We start from the raw sequence: 17,501 nt of genomic DNA on the forward strand, positions 1-17,501 counted from the left end.
CATGGCTACGCTTGAACTTCGCAATGTAAACAAGACCTATGGCGCCGGCCTGCCCGACACCTTGAAGAATATCGAACTGTCGATCAAGGAAGGCGAATTCCTGATCCTGGTCGGCCCTTCGGGGTGCGGCAAATCCACGCTGATGAACTGCATCGCCGGTCTTGAGACCATCACCGGTGGCGCGATCATGATCGGCGACCAGGACGTCAGCGGCATGAGCCCCAAGGACCGTGACATCGCCATGGTGTTCCAGTCCTACGCGCTGTACCCGACCATGAGCGTGCGCGAGAACATCGAGTTCGGCCTCAAAATCCGCAAGATGCCCCAGGCCGATATCGACGCCGAAGTGGCGCGCGTGGCCAAGCTGTTGCAGATCGAACACCTGCTCAACCGCAAGCCGGGCCAACTCTCCGGCGGCCAGCAACAGCGCGTGGCCATGGGCCGTGCCCTGGCACGTCGGCCGAAGATCTACCTGTTCGACGAACCGTTGTCCAACCTCGACGCCAAGCTGCGTGTCGAGATGCGTACCGAAATGAAGCTGATGCACCAGCGTCTCAAGACCACCACGGTCTACGTGACCCACGACCAGATCGAAGCGATGACCCTGGGTGACAAGGTCGCGGTGATGAAGGACGGCATCATCCAGCAGTTCGGTACGCCGAAAGAGATCTATAACAACCCGGCCAACCAGTTCGTGGCGAGCTTTATCGGTTCGCCGCCGATGAACTTTGTGCCGCTGCGCCTGCAACGCAAGGACGGTCGCCTGGTGGCCCTGCTCGACAGCGGCCAGGCCCGTTGCGAGCTGGCGCTGAACACGACCGATGCCGGCCTTGAAGACCGTGACGTGATCCTGGGCCTGCGTCCGGAGCAAATCATGTTGGCCTCGGGCGAGGGCGACAGTGCGTCGAGCATCCGTGCCGAAGTGCAGGTCACCGAGCCGACCGGCCCGGACACCCTGGTGTTCGTGCAACTCAATGACACCAAGGTCTGCTGCCGCCTGGCACCCGACGTGGCACCGCAGGTGGGCGAGACCCTGACCCTGCAATTCGATCCTTCCAAGGTATTGCTGTTCGACGCCAACACCGGCGAGCGACTGGGCACTGCTTCTTCATTGCCCGCCCAGGGGCATGCCGACAATGTGGCCCAATTCAAAGGCCGATGAAGCAGGTAGGAGCGAGCTTGCTCGCGAAGGTCGTTAACGATGACGCGCGCTTTCTGGACGAAAGCGGTGGCCTTGAGTTCTTCGCGAGCAAGCTCGCTCCTACAGGGTAGTAATTTGGATTTAAGTTGTTGTTTTAGATAAAAAAAGTAAACCGCGTTAGATAAAAACAGTTTAATAACAATAAAGACGAGGATGTAGGGATGAAAAAGCAACACAACAACACTCGGCTGATCTGCCAAATGTCAGCTGCAGCAGCCCTGGTATTGTCCGCCAATGCGATGGCGGCCGATGCATTCAGTGCTGATTCGAAGTGGATGACCGGCGACTGGGGCGGTGAGCGTACCAAGCTGATCGAGCAAGGTATCGACATCAAGGCTGACTACGTTGGGGAAGCGGGCTACAACGCCCATGGCGGCTACAACGACGACAAAACCGGTCGTTACGCTGACCAGTTTGGTCTGGGCGTTGCACTCGACCTGCAAAAGCTGTGGGGCTGGGATAACACCCAGGCCAAGATCCAGATGACCAGCCGGAATGGCCAGAACATCTCCAACGACCGTATCGGCGACCCGCGCGCCGGCACCTTGAGCTCGTCTCAAGAAGTCTACGGTCGTGGCCATATGGTGCGTCTGACCCAGTTCTGGATCCAGCACCAGATGTTCGACAACAAGCTGGACGTGAAACTCGGCTACTTCGGCGAAGGCGAAGACTTCAACACCTTCCCGTGCGACTTCCAGAATCTGTCGTTCTGCGGCTCGCAAGTGGGTAACTATGTAAACACCTGGTACAACTGGCCCGTCAGCCAGGCCGCGATCCGCGTGAAATACAACATCACGCCTGAGCTGTACGCGCAAATCGGTGCGTACAACCAGAACCCATCGCAACTGGAGCACGGCAACGGCTTCAAGCTCAGCGGCAGCGGCACCAAGGGCACCGTGATCCCGGTGGAATTGGTCTGGTCGCCGAAGGTCAACAACCTGCCGGGCGAATACCGTGTGGGCTACTACAAGAGCGCGGCTGACGCCTCTGACGTCCGTGAAGACATCAACGGCAACGATGCGGCTACCACGGGCGCGGCTTACCGTACCCGCAGCAGCAAAAAAGGCTACTGGTTCGTTGCCCAACAGCAACTCACCACGCATAACGGCGACGCTTCCCGCGGCCTGAACATCGCGGCCAACGCCACCTTCCACGACAAGGAAACCAACCTGGTCGACAACTATCAGTCGATCATGCTGGTGTACAAAGGCCCATTCGACGCACGTCCAAAAGATGACATCGGTATTGGTGTGGCTCGCCTGCACGTCAACGATGACGTGAAGAAGAACTCCGAGTTGCTCAACGCCGCCAATGGTGTGAGCGACTACGATAACCCGCTGTACACGCCGATCCGTGAGACCGAGTACAACATCGAACTCAACTACGGCATCAAGGTGACCAACTGGCTGACCGTGCGTCCCAACCTGCAATACGTCGTGCAACCTGGCGGCGTGGATAAAGTCGACAACGCGTTGGTGGCTGGCCTGAAAATTCAGTCTACGTTCTAACGCTGTTGCGATAAGCTCCTTCTCTCTGTGCGCATTTTGCGGGTAGCCATGGCTACCCGCTTTTTTTGGGCAGCACTGTGAAGACATTCAGGACTGTGGCACATGCATGAGCAACCGCTGCAACGCTTTTTCAAATCCCTGCGCGAGCGCCCGGTGTTCGCCTGGGAGCGCTTCCAGATGCGTGACGTGCTGGTGATCGACCATCCGCTGTGCCAGGCGGTGTTCAGTCGCCAGGGCGCGCAATTACTGCACTTTCAGCCTACCGGTCAAAAGCCTTGGCTGTGGTGCGCAGCCAAGTGGCCGCAAGTCGGCGCCATCCGGGGAGGCGTACCGGTGTGCTGGCCGTGGTATGGCCGTCACCCGAGCGAAAATGCCTGGCCGTCCCATGGCTGGGCGCGGCTGATCGACTGGAAACTGCTCGACAGCAGCACCGATGAGGACGGCGTGCACTTGCACTGGCAATTGCAACTGTGCGACTGGCAGGTCGACCTGCACGCGCACCTGGGCGAAACCCTGGAACTGCGCCTTAGCACCGAGCATCAGGACGAACTGCCGTGCCAGTTGAGCCATGCTTTGCATGCTTATTGGCGTATTGGTCACGTCGATGAGATAGCGCTGTCTGGGCTGGAGGGTGCGCAAGGTTACGACCAGCTCAACCGCCAGGCTTGCCAGCAGGAAGGCGAGCTGCGTGTGGAAGGTGGTTGCCAGCGGGTGTACCAGCATGAGGGCGAATTACAGCTTAAGGACCACGCCTGGCAGCGCGAGCTGTGCATCGACACCGGCGACAGTGGCGACACGGTGGTATGGCATCCGGGCAGCCGGCCGCTGTTGGGCGTGAGCTTCAATGAGGCGTCTGGGTTTGTGTGCGTGGAGTCGGCGATGGCCGGCGCGAGTCTGGCGCCGGGGGAGCGGGCGCATCTCAGTTTGCAGGCTAGGGCCGGCGTTTAAGTGCTGGCTGGCCCTTGTGGCGAGCGGGCTTGCCCCGCGTTGGGCTGCGAAGCAGCCCCAATCAAGCAAAATGCGGTGTATCAGTTACACATCAGCGCCTGGTTTTAGGGCTGCTAAGCAGCCCAACGCGGGGCAAGCCCGCTCGCCACATGGTGCAAGGCGTCAGTTGAACTCATCCCCCACCGGATACCGACTGTCATTCAAACTCTCTTTGATCTTGCGCAAATGCGGCTGGAAATCCACCCCGCGACGCAAGGTCATGCCAGTCGCGAGTACATCCAGCACCGTCAGTTGGATGATCCGCGAGGTCATCGGCATGTAGATGTCAGTGTCTTCCGGCAACGGGATGTTCAGGCTCACCGTACTGGCCTTGGCCAGCGGCGAGTTCTCGGCGGTCACACCCAGCACCGAGGCGCCGTTCTCCCGAGCGATGCGCGCCACTTCCACCAGCTCACGGGTACGCCCGGTGTAGGAAATGATCACGAACAACTCGCCTGTATGCGCCACCGACGCAATCATGCGCTGCATCAGCACGTCGGCATGCGCCGTCACGGCCAGGTTGAAGCGGAAGAACTTGTGCAATGCGTCCATGGCCACCGGCGCCGAAGCGCCCAGGCCGAAGAAGTGGATCTGCCGTGCCTGGATCAACAGATCCACGGCCTTGCTGATAAGCGCAGGGTCGAGGGCCTGACAGGCACTGTCCAGGGATGCGATGGCACTGCCAAAGATCTTCTGGGTGTAGGCCTCAGGGTTATCATCCGCTTCCACGGCGCGGCTGACATACGCCGCGCCGCTGGCCAGACTTTGCGCCAGTTGCAGTTTCAGTTCAGGGTAACCGCTCACGCCGAACGAACGGCAGAAACGGTTGACCGTCGGTTCACTGACCGAGGCAGCCTGGGCAAGGGCGGCGATGGAGAAGCGGGTCGCCTGCTGCGGGTTGAGCAGGATGACCTCGGCGACTTTTTTCTCGGCCTTGTTCAATTCTTCGAGGCGGTTCCGGATCTGTTCCAGAAGATTTCGCACGCGGTCCATTCAGTCTTTCCTTCGGGCGACGATGCAAATAAAAGGTGGCAACCAATCGATGAGTGGTCTTTTGCGGTGGCCTATCCTACTGAGGGTAGCTGATCACCACCACTCGCAATGCGTATTTCGGGAAAATGTTGTGGTTATTACTACATTTTTCCTTGAGTGATGCCTTGAAAAAAGGTATTTGTAGCTTAACTTGATAAAAGAACAAACATCATGCCTTCGATAACCGTAGAACCCTGCACCTTTGCCCTGTTTGGCGCCTTGGGTGATCTGGCGCTGCGCAAGTTATTTCCTGCCCTCTATCAACTCGATGGCGCCGGGCTCCTGCACGACGACACGCGCATCCTGGCCCTGGCCCGTGAAGCCGGTTCCGAGCAACAGCACCTGGCCCACATCGAACACGCCCTGCGCGAATTTGTCGGCAAGGAGCTGGACGAAACCATTGCCCAGCGTTTCCTGGCGCGCCTGACCTACGTGCACGTCGACTTCATGAAAGCCGATGACTACGTGGCCCTGGCCGAAATCGCCGGTACCGAGCAACGCCTGATCGCCTACTTCGCCACGCCGGCAGCGGTGTATGGCGCGATCTGCGAGAACCTGTCCAAGGTCGGCCTGGCGGAAAACACCCGCGTGGTGCTGGAAAAGCCCATCGGTTCTGACCTGGAGTCCTCGCGCAAGGTCAACGACGCCGTGGCGCAGTTTTTCCCGGAAAACCGCACCTACCGCATCGACCACTACCTGGGCAAAGAGACGGTTCAGAACCTGATCGCCCTGCGTTTCGCCAACAGCCTGTTCGAAACCCAGTGGAACCAGAATTACATCTCCCACGTGGAAATCACCGTGGCCGAGCAGGTCGGTATCGAAGGCCGTTGGGGCTACTTCGACAAGGCCGGCCAGCTGCGCGACATGATCCAGAACCACCTGCTGCAACTGCTTTGCCTGATCGCCATGGACCCGCCGGCCGACTTGTCCGCCGACAGTATCCGTGACGAGAAGGTCAAGGTGCTCAAGGCCCTGGCGCCGATCAGCCCGGACGGCCTGACCACCCAAGTGGTGCGCGGCCAGTACATCGCCGGCTACAGCGCCGGCAAGCCGGTGCCGGGTTACCTGGAAGAAGAGAATTCCAACACCCAGAGCGACACCGAGACCTTCGTCGCCCTGCGTGCCGATATTCGCAACTGGCGTTGGGCCGGGGTGCCGTTCTACCTGCGCACCGGCAAGCGCATGCCGCAAAAGCTGTCGCAGATCGTTATCCACTTCAAGGAACCGTCGCACTACATCTTTGCCCCTGAGCAGCGCCTGCAGATCAGCAACAAACTGATCATCCGCCTGCAACCGGACGAAGGTATTTCCTTGCGCGTGATGACCAAGGAGCAGGGCCTGGACAAGGGCATGCAACTGCGCAGCGGCCCGCTGCAACTGAATTTTTCCGACACCTACCGCAGCGCCCGTATCCCGGATGCCTACGAGCGGTTGTTGCTGGAAGTGATGCGCGGCAACCAGAACCTGTTTGTTCGCAAAGATGAAATCGAAGCCGCGTGGAAGTGGTGTGACCAGTTGATCGCCGGGTGGAAGAAATCCGGCGACGCGCCCAAGCCGTACGCGGCGGGTTCCTGGGGGCCGATGAGCTCCATTGCACTGATCACGCGGGATGGGAGGTCGTGGTATGGCGATATCTGAATTGAAACTGCCTGAGGGCGTAACCCCTCACGAGTACCGCACGCCGGTGCTGTTGGCGGAAGGCCTGGCCACTGATGTGGCGGAACAACTGCGCGGAGCCATCAGTGCGCGTGGCGAGGCGACCTTGGTGGTGTCGGGTGGCCGCAGCCCCGTGGCGTTTTTCCAACACTTGGCCAAGCAAGGCCTGGACTGGTCCAAGGTTACCGTCACCCTGGCCGACGAACGCTGGGTGCCAGTGGAGCACGCTGACAGTAACGCCGGCCTGTTGAAGCAGCACCTGCTGCAAGGTCCAGCGGCCAAGGCCAAGTTCCTCAGCCTCTACAGTGCCGCGGCCAATCTTGAAGACGCTGCCGAGCAGGCCGATCGCTTGCTGGGCGAGTTGCCAGCCATCGATGTGCTGGTGCTGGGCATGGGCGATGACGGTCACACCGCATCGCTGTTTCCCAACAACCCGAACCTGACTGAAGCCTTGCAGCCGGACGGTACCCGCCGTTGCTGGCCGATGCTGGCGCCGACCGTGCCGCACCAGCGCCTGACCATGAGTCGCGCTCTGCTGGCCACGGCGAACTACACCGTGCTGTCGATCTCCGGCAGTTCGAAATTGACCACCTTGAGCGCCGCGCTGGCCAGTGACGACGTTGCTGCCATGCCGATTCGCGCGTTTCTGCAACCTACATTAGAGATTTACTGGTGCCCATGAGCCAAGGATCAGCCGCTATGAAAAGCCCTCAACCGACCGTGTCCATGGCGGATAAAGTTGCCTTGATCGACAGCCTCTGCGCCAAGGCGCGGATCCTGCCGGTGATCACCATCGCCCGCGAACAGGACATCCTGCCGCTGGCCGATGCCCTGGCAGCCGGTGGTTTGACCGCATTGGAAGTGACCCTGCGTTCCGAGTTCGGCCTCAAGGCCATTCAGGTCCTGCGCGAGCAGCGCCCTGAACTGTGCACCGGTGCCGGCACCGTACTCGATCGTCACATGCTCGAAGCCGCCGAAGTGGCTGGTTCGCAGTTCATCGTCACCCCCGGCATCACCCGCGACCTGCTGGAAGCCTCGGTACACAGCCCGATCCCGCTGCTGCCCGGCATCAGCAATGCGTCTGGCATCATGGAAGGCTATGGCCTGGGCTATCGCCGTTTCAAGCTGTTCCCGGCTGAAGTCAGCGGCGGCGTGGCTGCGATCAAAGCCTTGGGTGGCCCGTTTGGCGAAGTGAAGTTCTGCCCGACCGGCGGCGTCGGCCCGGCCAACATCAAAAACTACATGGCGTTGAAAAACGTGATGTGCGTGGGCGGTAGCTGGATGCTCGACCCTGAGTGGGTCAAGAACGGCGACTGGGCCCGCATCCAAGAAGTCACCGCCGAGGCGCTGGCGTTGCTGGATTGATCTGATTTACCGAATCGTTGTTGCTGTGCTTAACGGCATTTTTGCGGTGCACTTGGTCGGTGTACCGCTTTTTTTTGCCCGCTGAAAAGTGCACCACAACCTGTAGGAGGCCGGCTTGCCGGCGATGGCGCGATCGAGGTAGGTGCAAGTCTTGTGGGCCTCATCGCCGGCAAGCCGGGCTCCTACAAGGTATGGGTGTTCAGTTCGGTAATGGCTTTAACCAAGACATTGATATCCGTTGCTGACGTCACCAACCCCGGCGTTACACGGATACAGGTACCAAACGACGCACCTACGCGCGTCGTGGTGAACAGGTTGTAGTCCTTGAGCAAACGCTCCGCCATCACTTGCTGATCCCGCCCAATGAACTTGAACGCCGTAATCCCGCAGTACAGGCGTGGATCATCCGGCGTCAGCACTTCGATCCCCGGCAGGGCCCGTACCTGGCTGACCCACAAGTCCCGCAAGTAATTCACGCGCGCGCCCTTGGCCGCCGCGCCGCCCAGTTGCCGATGCTCTTCAAGCACCAGCGGCAGGGTCATCAGCGCCGGGAAATTCGGCGTGCTGTAGGGCGTACGTGCGCGAACGTCGGTGGCGGGATAGTGGAATTCGCCCATGTCCGGATCAATGTCAGCCAGGCGTTCCGGGGCGATGTACAGAAAGCCCAACGTCAGCGGGGCGCCAATCCATTTGTGCAGGTTGAAGCCGGCAAACTGGATCCCTAGTTCGGCCAGGTTGAATTCGATCTGGCCCAAGGCATGGGCGCCGTCGAGGATTACATCGATACCCTGTTCGCGCGCCGCCTGGGCAATCGCGGCCACGGGCATGACCAGTCCGGTGCGGTGGGTCACGTGGGTCAGTGCCATCAGCTTCAAGCGCGGGTACTGCACGAATGCATTGCGATAGGTATGCACCAGGCTGTCGAAACTTGCCGGGTGCACGTGGGACAGTTCGATGACTTCCACGCCGCGATAGCCCGCCAACCAGCGCATGGCGCCTTTCACCGTGTCGTACTCCAGGTCGCTGATCAGCACTTGATCGCCCGGTTGCAGACGGTTGTAGTTGCGGATCAGCGATTGCAGAGCTTCGGTGGCATTACGGGTGAAGGCTACGGCGGCGGGGTCGGCATCAATCAGCCCGGCCAGTTGGCGGCGGATCGCCTCGTTTTCTCCACGCTCGAATTGCTGGCGCACATGCAACGCGTTGCTACGGTTGATAAACGCCACGTGCTCCAGGTACTGCGCCTGTACTGCTTGGCTCATGCGGCCGAAGTAACCGTTTTCCAGGTTGATCGGGCCGGGCTCCAGCGGGTAACGCTGCGCGACGGTATTCCAGTGGAGCTCGTTATCTGCATTCCGTGGCATAGGCAGGGCTCTTAATGACGAGGGGCGGGTTTGCCGTGTTTGGCGCGCAGCGGTTCGAGCAATTCAGACAGGCCGTTGCTATCGATTTCCTGCATCAGGGCCAGCAGACCGCCCAACTCGCCGTGGGGGAAACCTTCGCGGGCAAACCAGTTCAGGTACGGGCCGGGCAGGTCGGCGATGATCCGTCCCTTGTATTTGCCGAAGGGCATTTCGCGGGTGATCAGCAGTTCGAGTTTTTCGGGATTCATGAAGGCTCAGGTGTTTGTATCGAGAGCTTGGAAAATACAGGCATTCTGCATGAAGGCCAAATGACAGATCATGCAAATAACGTACATACAGATGGTTCAATTTATCGTAACCAATTGAAAATAAAGGATAAATTGTTTTGTTAAAACCTGGCACGGGCGCTGCAACCACTAAGACAACCTTCTAACCCGTACAAGGAATTGAAAAATGACTGACATCAATAAAGAATCGATCTCCGTACTGAACGACCTGATCGAGACCAGCATCGACGGCCAAAAGGGTTTCAAGGAGTGCGCTGAAGACATCAAGCACCCAGAACTCAAAGCCCTGTTTGCCAAGCGTTCCGCTGACTGCGCCACCGCCGCTGCTGAATTGAAAACCGCCGTACGTGCCTTGGGCGGTGATCCTGAAGATTCCGGTAGCGTTGCTGGTGCTCTGCACCGTGGTTGGGTCGACGTCAAGTCGATGCTCACCGGCAAGGATGAAGAGGCAGTGCTGAACGAAGCCGAGCGTGGTGAAGACCATGCCCTGAAGGCTTATAAAGAAGCGATCGAGAAGATCAACAAACACAACCTGCTGGGCATTCGTGACCTGGTTGAGCGTCAGTACCACGGCGTACAACGCAACCACGACCAGGTGAAAGCCCTGCGTAACCAGGCTCGCGCTCAGTCTTGAGTCGTCGCTGAATAGAAAAAGCCCCGCCGATGCGGGGCTTTTTTATGCGCCAGGATCAGCCAATGCTGATCGGCGGCAATTCGGTCAATGTCACGACTTGCTGCTTACGCGGTGCAAGGATCTCCGCCTCACCGTCCACGACCAACTCATCACGCTGGTTGAACACACGGGTGGCGATGCGCACGCGGAATTTCGGCAGCTTTTCGAGGATTTCCAGGCGCACGGTCAGGGTGTCGCCAATCTTCACCGGCTTCTGGAAGCTCATCTGCTGGCCGATGTAAATGGTGCCCGGCCCAGGCAACTCGCAGGCAACGGCCGCGCTGATCAAGGCGCCGCTGAACATGCCATGGGCGATACGCTCCTTGAACATGGTCGCCTTGGCGTACTCGGCGTCCAGGTGCACCGGGTTGTGGTCACCGGACATCGCGGCGAACAGCTGGATATCGCGCTCTTCCACCAATTTGCTGTAGCTGGCGGTCTGGCCGACTTCGAGGGCTTCGTACGGGGTGTTGGTTACCTGGGTCATCTAAAGGTGCATCCTGTGGCTAATCGGTAATTTAATTGACTGATTTTAAACGAAAAATTATTCGCAGCGGGTCGGCCTGCGTAATGTCAGCGCCTGGTCGAGCCACGCCAGCACATCCGCTGTGACAGCGTCGCGGTTGGTTTCGTTGAACACTTCATGACGCGCCTGCGGGTAGACAGTCAGTTGCAGGTGCTGGCAGCCGGCGTCGCGCAAGGCGTCGGCCAGACTGTTGAGACGCTTGCCCTCACTCACAGGATCACATTCGCCGCCCATCACCAGGATCGGCAGGCCCGGATCGATCTGCGCGAGATTGGACGCTTTGCTGATCTGCTGCAAGCCGCCTAGCAGGTCGATCCAGAGCTGATTGGTGCAGCGAAACCCGCACAGTGGGTCGTTGATGTACTTGTCCACCTCCTGCGGGTCACGGCTGAGCCAGTCGAACGCGGTACGATTGGGTTTGAACGCTTTGTTGAATGAGCCAAACGACAGGAATTCGATCAGCGCACTGCGCCCGCGCAACCCCTGGCGCAGGCGCTCTATGCGTGCAATCACCCGAGCGGCGCGATAGAGCGCCACGGGTTGGAAATTCGAACCGCTGAGAATCGCCCCATGCAGGCTGGCGCTGTGGTGCAGCAGGTAAGCCTGGGCGATGTAACTGCCCATGCTGTGGCCCAGCAGAACGATCGGCAACCCCGGCTGCTGCTGGCCGATATGCTGGTTGAGACTGGCCAGGTCGCCCACCACTTTGTTCCATCCATCCGTTTCGGCGTACAGGCCCAGGGTGCCTTCATCGGCGGTACGGCCATGGCCGCGCTGGTCCAGCGCATACAGGCCGTAGCCGGCGCCGCACAGGGCCTCGGCCAGACGTGCATAGCGTCCACTGTGCTCGGCCATGCCGTGGGACAGCATCACCACGGCCTTGGCCGGGCCCTCGGGCATCCATTGATTGACGTACAGGCGGCTGCGGTCATTCGCGGTCAGCCAGAAGGTGCTGTGGTTCATGGCGCTTCCTTTGCTCGGGGTCGTTGCAGTGTATAGCTCATCTATTGAGGAACTGGGTATCTGCCTGCGCATCAGCGGCAAGATTCATACAATCAATGACACGATTTAGCGTATTTGCCTGTTTGGCCATAGCTGCTAACGTCCCCAAAGCTCCGCTTTTTATAGCGTTAGGAAAGCGGCCGGACACACTCAGGTAAGAGGACAAGAATAATGCAACCTGATTTCTGGAATGACAAACGCGCGGCGGGCGTTCCCAATGACATCGACCTGTCGGCCTACAAGTCGGTGATCGAGGTCTTCGAGCGCTCCTGCAAGGCTTTTGCCGACCGTCCGGCATTCAGCAACATGGGCATCACCCTGACTTACGCCGAGCTTGAGCGCCAGAGTGCGGCGTTCGCCGGTTACCTGCAACAGCACACCGACCTCAAGCCGGGCGACCGCATTGCGGTGCAGATGCCCAACGTGCTGCATTACCCGATTGCCGTGTTCGGCGCCTTGCGCGCCGGGCTGATCGTGGTCAACACCAACCCGCTGTATACCCCGCGCGAGATGCGTCACCAGTTCAAGGACGCCGGCGTACGTGCGCTGGTCTACCTCAACCTGTTCGGCTCGCGGGTGCAGGAGGTGTGCAGCGACACCGAGATCGACTACCTGATCGAAGCCAAGATGGGCGACTTCATGCCCGCCGCCAAAGGCTGGCTGGTCAACACCTTGGTCGACAAGGTCAAGAAGATGGTCCCGGCCTACAGCCTGCCGCGCGCGGTGTCGTTCAAGCGCGCTTTGCACATGGGCGCGGGTCTGGGCGTGACGCGTCACCCGGTGACCCTGGACGATATCGCCGTGCTGCAATACACCGGCGGCACCACCGGCCTGGCCAAGGGCGCGATGCTCACCCACGGCAACCTGGTGGCAAACATGCAACAGGTGCGCGCCTGCATGTCCCAGACCGGTGAGGACGGCCACCCGCTGATCAAGGAAGGGCAGGAGGTGATGATCGCGCCGCTGCCGCTGTACCACATCTATGCCTTCACGGCGAACTGCATGTGCATGATGGTCTCGGGCAATCACAACGTGCTGATCACCAACCCACGGGACATCGGCGGCTTTATCAAGGAGCTGAAAAAGTGGCGCTTCACCGGGCTGCTGGGGCTCAACACGCTGTTCGTGGCGTTGATGGACCATCCTGATTTCAAGTCCTTGGATTTCTCCCATCTCAAGCTCACCAACTCCGGTGGCACCGCATTGATCAAGGCCACTGCCGAGCGCTGGGAGCAGATCACCGGTTGCGCGATTGGCGAAGGCTACGGCCTGACGGAAACCTCGCCGGTGGCCAGCACCAACCCCTACGGCAATAAATCCCGCCTGGGCACCGTGGGCATCCCGGTGCCGGCCACGGCGATGAAAGTGATCGATGACCAGGGCGTCGAGTTGCCCTTGGGCGAACGTGGCGAGCTGTGCATCAAGGGCCCACAGGTGATGAAGGGCTACTGGCAGCAACCGGCCGCTACCGCTGAAGCGCTGGACGCCGAAGGCTGGCTCAAGACCGGTGATATTGCGGTGATCGACGAGGATGGCTTTGTGCGCATCGTCGACCGCAAGAAAGACCTGATCATCGTCTCGGGTTTCAACGTGTACCCCAACGAAATCGAAGACGTGGTGATGGCTCACCCGGCCGTGGCCAACTGCGCGGTAATCGGTGTGCCGGACGAGCGCACGGGGGAGGCTGTGAAGCTGTTTGTGGTGGCACGTGCCGAAGGGGTGAGCCTTGAGGAGTTGAAGGCCTACTGCAAGACCAACTTCACCGGGTACAAGGTGCCCAAGCATATTGTGCTGCGCGAATCGTTGCCGATGACGCCGGTGGGCAAGATCTTGCGCAGGGAGTTGCGCGATATCGCCTAATTTGAAATGGGCTCGCAAATGTGGGAGCTGGCTTGTCGAGTCGTCGCACCGCTGCGATAGCGATGTTTCAGTCACTGGATGTATCGACTGACACGCCACTATCGCGGGCAAGCCAGCTCCCACACTGTTATTCATTGAGCTGAAATGCCCGTTCCAGAGCCTTTTCAGGGCGTATTTCAGCAATGTTTAAAGTGTGACCGAATATTGTAGGACAGTCGCGTTTATGACCACGGGGCCCACCTTTGGCTCTAGGCGACCTTTGGCAAAGCTGCTACTCTCGGCGCGCTTTGTGACGTCTCGGCCTGCTTGAAAGCGCCAGATTCACCTAAAAAAACATACACCAATAATAATCGCATCAAATGCGATGATGAATTCGCGTCGCTGACGTCGCTGAGGAGTGGGCTTCCATGAACGAAGACTTTTGGAAGGATAAGTACCCCGCCGGGATTGCTGCAGAAATCAATCCAGACGAGTATCCGAATATTCAGGCGGTACTGAAGCAGTCCTGCCAGCGCTTCGCCAACAAACCGGCTTTCAGCAACCTGGGCAAGACCATCACCTACGGTGAGTTGTACGAATTGTCCGGCGCCTTCGCCGCGTACCTGCAACAGCACACCGACTTGAAGCCCGGCGATCGCATCGCCGTGCAACTGCCCAACGTCCTCCAGTACCCGGTTGCCGTGTTCGGTGCCATCCGTGCCGGGCTGATCGTGGTCAACACCAACCCGCTGTATACCGCGCGGGAAATGGAACACCAATTCAACGACTCCGGTGCCAAGGCCCTCGTCTGCCTGGCCAACATGGCGCACCTGGCGGAAAAGGTTGTGCCCAAGACCGCCGTCAAGCATGTGATCGTCACCGAAGTTGCCGACCTGTTGCCGCCGCTCAAGCGCCTGCTGATCAACAGCGTCATCAAGTACGTGAAGAAGATGGTCCCGGCGTATCACTTGCCCCAGGCGATCAAATTCAATGACGTGCTGGCCAAGGGGCACGGCCAACCGGTCAACGATGCCAGCCCGGACAGTGGCGATGTGGCGGTGCTGCAATACACCGGCGGCACCACCGGCGTGGCCAAGGGCGCGATGCTCACCCACCGCAACCTGGTCGCCAACATGTTGCAGTGCAAGGCGCTGATGGGCTCCAACCTCAATGAAGGTTGCGAGATCCTGATCACCCCGCTGCCGCTGTACCACATCTATGCGTTCACCTTTCATTGCATGGCGATGATGCTGATCGGCAACCACAACATCCTGATCAGCAACCCGCGCGACCTGCCGGCGATGGTCAAGGAACTGTCGAAGTGGAAGTTCAGTGGATTTGTCGGCTTGAACACGCTGTTCGTGGCGCTGTGCAACAACGAGGCATTCCGCAAGCTGGACTTCTCCGCGCTGAAAGTCACCCTGTCCGGCGGCATGGCCCTGCAATTGGCCGCCGCCGAGCGCTGGAAGGCCGTGACCGGCTGTGGCATCTGCGAAGGCTACGGCATGACCGAAACCAGCCCGGTGGCCACGGTTAACCCGATCCAGCACATCCAGATCGGCACCATCGGCATTCCGGTGCCGTCCACCGTGTGCAAAGTCATCGCCGACGACGGCACTGAACTTGCCCTGGGTGAAACCGGCGAGCTGTGCGTCAAGGGCCCGCAAGTGATGAAAGGCTACTGGCAGCGCCAGGACGCCACCGACGAGATGCTCGACAGCGAAGGCTGGCTCAAGACCGGGGATATCGCGATCATCCAGCCTGACGGCTACATGCGCATTGTCGACCGCAAAAAGGACATGATCCTGGTGTCGGGCTTCAACGTGTACCCCAACGAGCTGGAAGACGTATTGGCGGGCCTGCCGGGCGTGCTGCAATGCGCAGCCATCGGTGTGCCGGATGAGAAGTCCGGTGAGCACATCAAGCTGTTTATCGTGGTCAAGCCGGGCGCGACCCTGACCAAGGACCAGGTGATGGAGCACATGCGCGCCAACGTCACCGCCTACAAGGTGCCCAAGGCCGTGGAATTCCGCGATGCATTGCCGACCACCAACGTGGGCAAGATCCTGCGCCGTGAGTTGCGCGATGAAGAGTTGAAGAAGCTCGGTCTTAAAAAGTAACCCAATAAAAAACCCCGCCGAAGCGGGGTTTTTTATTGGGGGGGTTACAGCGCGAACTGCGCGAATCCCACGCCAGCACCCGCCGGACGCACATCCTTCAAGAACGAATCCTTGTCTGCACTCAGCTCCAGCGTAATCTCCGGCTTGCGCTTGCCGGCATTGCGCACCACCAAGCCTTCGATGTGCTCGCGCAAAAACGCGGTCGGCACCTTCAGGTGCAGCAACTGGTCGGTCTCGGCGTTGTGCATCAACAGGTGGATCCACTCGTACTGGCCCACGGCAATACGGCCCACCGGCAGGTCGAACCACCAGATGTTGCGTTTGCGGTCCAGGTCGGTGAAGTGGCAGTTGTTGACGCCGAGTACGGCACCGCCCAGTTCGGTGTTTCGGCGGGCGATGGCCTGTGCTTTATTGAGTTTCATAACCTTCCTACGGGATCTGTTATTCAGCGTTATAGCCTGAATGTGCCGGGCATTCTCAGGGGTTGGCGGCAAAACATAAAGCCAAACCTGCGGCCGGCGATGAAATGCGTGGGCAAAAATAATTGAAACTCTGCTGAACGGCCTCGGGTCAATCTTTAGGTAATGACCCAAACCCTTGATTGTTCTTTCGGAGAAATACCATGAGCAGCACATCTGACAAGGTTAAAGGCGTGGCAAACGAGGCGGTCGGCAATATCAAGCAAGGTGTCGGTAAAGTCACCGGCAACGACAAACTGCGCGCCGAAGGTGTGGTTCAGGAAAAGAAAGGCGAAGTGCAGAAAGCAGTAGGCGACACCAAGGACGCGGTCAAAAAAGCGACCAAGTAACGCTGAATCGCTGGCTGGTTACACGCAGCCCGACGGCCATCCACGGATGGCCGTTTTTGTGTCACCTGGTGCAGTTAAAGTTTCGAAATTGTTTCAAGGTCGCCAAATAGGCTACCTTGATGTAGAAAACGGCCCCTGAGTCGCCCACGAACTCAACCTTTTTGCGGCGAAAGGAGACGCTATGATTTTTCCGGTTCTCGATGGTCTCAAGCTGCATAAAGTGCTGCTGCGCACCGTCAAGGAATTCGTCGATGACGAAATGCCTACCTACGCCTCGGCACTGGCCTACCAGATGCTGTTCTCGCTGTTTCCCTTCCTGCTGTTCCTGATTGCCCTGATCGGTTTCCTGCACCTGCCGGACTTCTTCACCTGGCTGCGCCTGCAGTCGGAACTGGTGTTGCCGCCCCAGGCCCTGGAGCAGGTCAACCCGGTGATCGACCAATTGCAGCAATCCAAGGGTGGCCTGCTGTCGGTGGGTATCGTGATCGCGCTGTGGACGGCCTCGGCCGGTGTGCGCTTGATGATGAGCGCGATGAACGCCGCCTACGACGTGGTTGAAGGCCGACCGATCTGGAAGCGCTTCCCACTGTCGATTTTCTACACCGTCGGCATCGCCGGCATGTTGCTGGCCGCCGCTGCGCTGATGGTGCTGGGCCCGCAAGTGATGGAGTGGCTGGCCGGGCAGATCGGCATGCAGGAGTTCGTGGTCACCCTGTGGACCATCCTGCGCTGGCCGTTGATCGTGATTCTGCTCATGTTCGCCGTGGCCCTCATGTACTACGTGATGCCCGATGTCGAACAGAAATTCCGCTTTATCACCCCAGGCTCTGTGTTGGCGGTGGTGGTGTGGATCGTCGCGTCATTGGGGTTCGGCTACTACGTCAAAACCTTTGCCGACTACAACGCCATGTATGGCAGTATCGGTGCAATCATCGTGTTGCTCCTGTACTTCTACATTTCCGCCGCCGTGCTGTTGCTGGGCGCGGAGATGAATGCGGTGATCGAGCACATGTCCGCCGAAGGCAAGGACCCGGGTGAAAAAGAGTTCGATGAGCCCGGCCACACCGATGAAAAACAACACGTCTCAGGCCTCGGCCGGGACCACTCCAAGCCCACTGCCGATGAAGTCTGAT

17 protein-coding genes are annotated in these 17,501 nt (G+C 59.3%); 11 read left to right on the plus strand and 6 right to left on the minus strand.

Annotated elements, in window-relative coordinates:
* Position 1: 1 nt before the first annotated feature.
* The 3 genes from HX868_RS25845 (at position 2) to HX868_RS25855 (ending at position 3,657) form a co-directional block, all read left to right on the plus strand.
* On the plus strand, positions 2 to 1,162 hold the full coding sequence (locus HX868_RS25845) for an ABC transporter ATP-binding protein (protein ID WP_016975396.1): 1,161 nt from the start codon (positions 2 to 4) through the stop codon (positions 1,160 to 1,162).
* Positions 1,163 to 1,362: 200 nt separating this feature from the next.
* Positions 1,363 to 2,709 carry a carbohydrate porin gene (locus tag HX868_RS25850; protein WP_177004795.1) on the plus strand — a complete coding sequence of 449 codons (1,347 nt, stop codon included), beginning with the start codon at positions 1,363 to 1,365 and terminating at the stop codon, positions 2,707 to 2,709.
* 102 nt (positions 2,710 to 2,811) lie between these two features.
* Entirely contained in the window at positions 2,812 to 3,657 is an 846-nt protein-coding gene (locus HX868_RS25855; RefSeq protein ID WP_177004796.1) for a D-hexose-6-phosphate mutarotase, read from the plus strand.
* A gap of 162 nt (positions 3,658 to 3,819) precedes the next feature.
* Here the strand turns inward: HX868_RS25855 and HX868_RS25860 are convergent, their stop codons facing one another.
* On the minus strand, positions 3,820 to 4,680 hold the full coding sequence (locus tag HX868_RS25860; RefSeq protein ID WP_170039859.1) for a MurR/RpiR family transcriptional regulator: 861 nt from the start codon (positions 4,678 to 4,680) through the stop codon (positions 3,820 to 3,822).
* Positions 4,681 to 4,899: 219 nt separating this feature from the next.
* Here HX868_RS25860 and zwf point away from each other — a divergent pair, with 219 nt between their 5' ends.
* The 3 genes from zwf to HX868_RS25875 are packed head-to-tail and all read left to right on the plus strand — an operon-like array spanning position 4,900 to position 7,749.
* Positions 4,900 to 6,366, plus strand: a complete 1,467-nt coding sequence (gene zwf, locus HX868_RS25865) for a glucose-6-phosphate dehydrogenase (RefSeq protein ID WP_177004797.1) — start codon at positions 4,900 to 4,902, stop codon at positions 6,364 to 6,366.
* A complete protein-coding gene (gene pgl, locus HX868_RS25870; RefSeq protein WP_177004798.1) occupies positions 6,353 to 7,066 on the plus strand; it encodes a 6-phosphogluconolactonase in 714 nt (237 codons plus the stop codon). Before zwf ends, pgl begins: the two co-directional genes overlap by 14 nt.
* 17 nt (positions 7,067 to 7,083) lie before the next feature.
* A complete protein-coding gene (locus tag HX868_RS25875) occupies positions 7,084 to 7,749 on the plus strand; it encodes a bifunctional 4-hydroxy-2-oxoglutarate aldolase/2-dehydro-3-deoxy-phosphogluconate aldolase (protein WP_025858441.1) in 666 nt (221 codons plus the stop codon).
* Between the two features lie 182 nt (positions 7,750 to 7,931).
* Here the strand turns inward: HX868_RS25875 and HX868_RS25880 are convergent, their stop codons facing one another.
* Together HX868_RS25880 and HX868_RS25885 are read right to left on the minus strand one after the other, a co-directional pair.
* Positions 7,932 to 9,113: an aminotransferase class V-fold PLP-dependent enzyme gene (locus HX868_RS25880; protein WP_177004799.1), complete on the minus strand. Its 1,182-nt coding sequence runs from the start codon at positions 9,111 to 9,113 to the stop codon at positions 7,932 to 7,934.
* Positions 9,114 to 9,124: 11 nt separating this feature from the next.
* Positions 9,125 to 9,361, minus strand: coding sequence for a DUF3820 family protein (locus HX868_RS25885; RefSeq protein ID WP_010208204.1), 237 nt, complete (start codon positions 9,359 to 9,361; stop codon positions 9,125 to 9,127).
* A 205-nt stretch (positions 9,362 to 9,566) separates the two neighbouring features.
* On the opposite strand from HX868_RS25885, the gene HX868_RS25890 reads away from it, so the two are divergent.
* Entirely contained in the window at positions 9,567 to 10,034 is a 468-nt protein-coding gene (locus HX868_RS25890) for a ferritin-like domain-containing protein (RefSeq protein WP_010208206.1), read from the plus strand.
* Positions 10,035 to 10,089: 55 nt separating this feature from the next.
* Here HX868_RS25890 and HX868_RS25895 read toward each other — a convergent pair whose 3' ends face one another.
* Together HX868_RS25895 and HX868_RS25900 are read right to left on the minus strand one after the other, a co-directional pair.
* Positions 10,090 to 10,560, minus strand: a complete 471-nt coding sequence (locus HX868_RS25895) for a MaoC family dehydratase (RefSeq protein ID WP_010208208.1) — start codon at positions 10,558 to 10,560, stop codon at positions 10,090 to 10,092.
* A 57-nt stretch (positions 10,561 to 10,617) separates the two neighbouring features.
* Positions 10,618 to 11,562 carry an alpha/beta hydrolase gene (locus tag HX868_RS25900; RefSeq protein ID WP_177004800.1) on the minus strand — a complete coding sequence of 315 codons (945 nt, stop codon included), beginning with the start codon at positions 11,560 to 11,562 and terminating at the stop codon, positions 10,618 to 10,620.
* A gap of 210 nt (positions 11,563 to 11,772) precedes the next feature.
* On the opposite strand from HX868_RS25900, the gene fadD2 reads away from it, so the two are divergent.
* Together fadD2 and fadD1 are read left to right on the plus strand one after the other, a co-directional pair.
* Positions 11,773 to 13,461, plus strand: a complete 1,689-nt coding sequence (fadD2, locus tag HX868_RS25905) for a long-chain-fatty-acid--CoA ligase FadD2 (protein ID WP_038850559.1) — start codon at positions 11,773 to 11,775, stop codon at positions 13,459 to 13,461.
* Between the two features lie 407 nt (positions 13,462 to 13,868).
* Positions 13,869 to 15,560, plus strand: a complete 1,692-nt coding sequence (fadD1, locus tag HX868_RS25910) for a long-chain-fatty-acid--CoA ligase FadD1 (protein WP_177004801.1) — start codon at positions 13,869 to 13,871, stop codon at positions 15,558 to 15,560.
* A 44-nt stretch (positions 15,561 to 15,604) separates the two neighbouring features.
* Here fadD1 and HX868_RS25915 read toward each other — a convergent pair whose 3' ends face one another.
* Positions 15,605 to 15,982, minus strand: coding sequence for a hypothetical protein (locus HX868_RS25915; protein ID WP_010208214.1), 378 nt, complete (start codon positions 15,980 to 15,982; stop codon positions 15,605 to 15,607).
* Positions 15,983 to 16,182: 200 nt separating this feature from the next.
* Here HX868_RS25915 and HX868_RS25920 point away from each other — a divergent pair, with 200 nt between their 5' ends.
* Together HX868_RS25920 and HX868_RS25925 are read left to right on the plus strand one after the other, a co-directional pair.
* Positions 16,183 to 16,368 (plus strand): CsbD family protein, encoded by a 186-nt coding sequence (locus HX868_RS25920; protein WP_028617689.1) that lies wholly within the window; start codon positions 16,183 to 16,185, stop codon positions 16,366 to 16,368.
* A 181-nt stretch (positions 16,369 to 16,549) separates the two neighbouring features.
* Positions 16,550 to 17,500, plus strand: a complete 951-nt coding sequence (locus HX868_RS25925) for a YihY/virulence factor BrkB family protein (protein WP_016975971.1) — start codon at positions 16,550 to 16,552, stop codon at positions 17,498 to 17,500.
* Position 17,501 lies beyond the last annotated feature (1 nt).

It is taken from the genome of Pseudomonas reactans (genome assembly GCF_013385825.1).
GTDB lineage: Bacteria > Pseudomonadota > Gammaproteobacteria > Pseudomonadales > Pseudomonadaceae > Aquipseudomonas > Aquipseudomonas reactans.

Excerpts from the sequence above, each read along its gene's own strand:
- HX868_RS25845 (WP_016975396.1), top strand. The coding sequence starts at position 2 with ATGGCTACGCTTGAACTTCGCAATGTAAACAAGACCTATGGCGCCGGC.
- HX868_RS25850 (WP_177004795.1), top strand. The coding sequence starts at position 1,363 with ATGAAAAAGCAACACAACAACACTCGGCTGATCTGCCAAATGTCAGCT.
- HX868_RS25855 (WP_177004796.1), top strand. The coding sequence starts at position 2,812 with ATGCATGAGCAACCGCTGCAACGCTTTTTCAAATCCCTGCGCGAGCGC.
- zwf (WP_177004797.1), top strand. The coding sequence starts at position 4,900 with ATGCCTTCGATAACCGTAGAACCCTGCACCTTTGCCCTGTTTGGCGCC.
- pgl (WP_177004798.1), top strand. The coding sequence starts at position 6,353 with ATGGCGATATCTGAATTGAAACTGCCTGAGGGCGTAACCCCTCACGAG.
- HX868_RS25875 (WP_025858441.1), top strand. The coding sequence starts at position 7,084 with ATGAAAAGCCCTCAACCGACCGTGTCCATGGCGGATAAAGTTGCCTTG.
- HX868_RS25880 (WP_177004799.1), bottom strand. The coding sequence starts at position 9,113 with ATGCCACGGAATGCAGATAACGAGCTCCACTGGAATACCGTCGCGCAG.
- HX868_RS25885 (WP_010208204.1), bottom strand. The coding sequence starts at position 9,361 with ATGAATCCCGAAAAACTCGAACTGCTGATCACCCGCGAAATGCCCTTC.
- HX868_RS25890 (WP_010208206.1), top strand. The coding sequence starts at position 9,567 with ATGACTGACATCAATAAAGAATCGATCTCCGTACTGAACGACCTGATC.
- HX868_RS25895 (WP_010208208.1), bottom strand. The coding sequence starts at position 10,560 with ATGACCCAGGTAACCAACACCCCGTACGAAGCCCTCGAAGTCGGCCAG.
- HX868_RS25900 (WP_177004800.1), bottom strand. The coding sequence starts at position 11,562 with ATGAACCACAGCACCTTCTGGCTGACCGCGAATGACCGCAGCCGCCTG.
- fadD2 (WP_038850559.1), top strand. The coding sequence starts at position 11,773 with ATGCAACCTGATTTCTGGAATGACAAACGCGCGGCGGGCGTTCCCAAT.
- fadD1 (WP_177004801.1), top strand. The coding sequence starts at position 13,869 with ATGAACGAAGACTTTTGGAAGGATAAGTACCCCGCCGGGATTGCTGCA.
- HX868_RS25915 (WP_010208214.1), bottom strand. The coding sequence starts at position 15,982 with ATGAAACTCAATAAAGCACAGGCCATCGCCCGCCGAAACACCGAACTG.
- HX868_RS25920 (WP_028617689.1), top strand. The coding sequence starts at position 16,183 with ATGAGCAGCACATCTGACAAGGTTAAAGGCGTGGCAAACGAGGCGGTC.
- HX868_RS25925 (WP_016975971.1), top strand. The coding sequence starts at position 16,550 with ATGATTTTTCCGGTTCTCGATGGTCTCAAGCTGCATAAAGTGCTGCTG.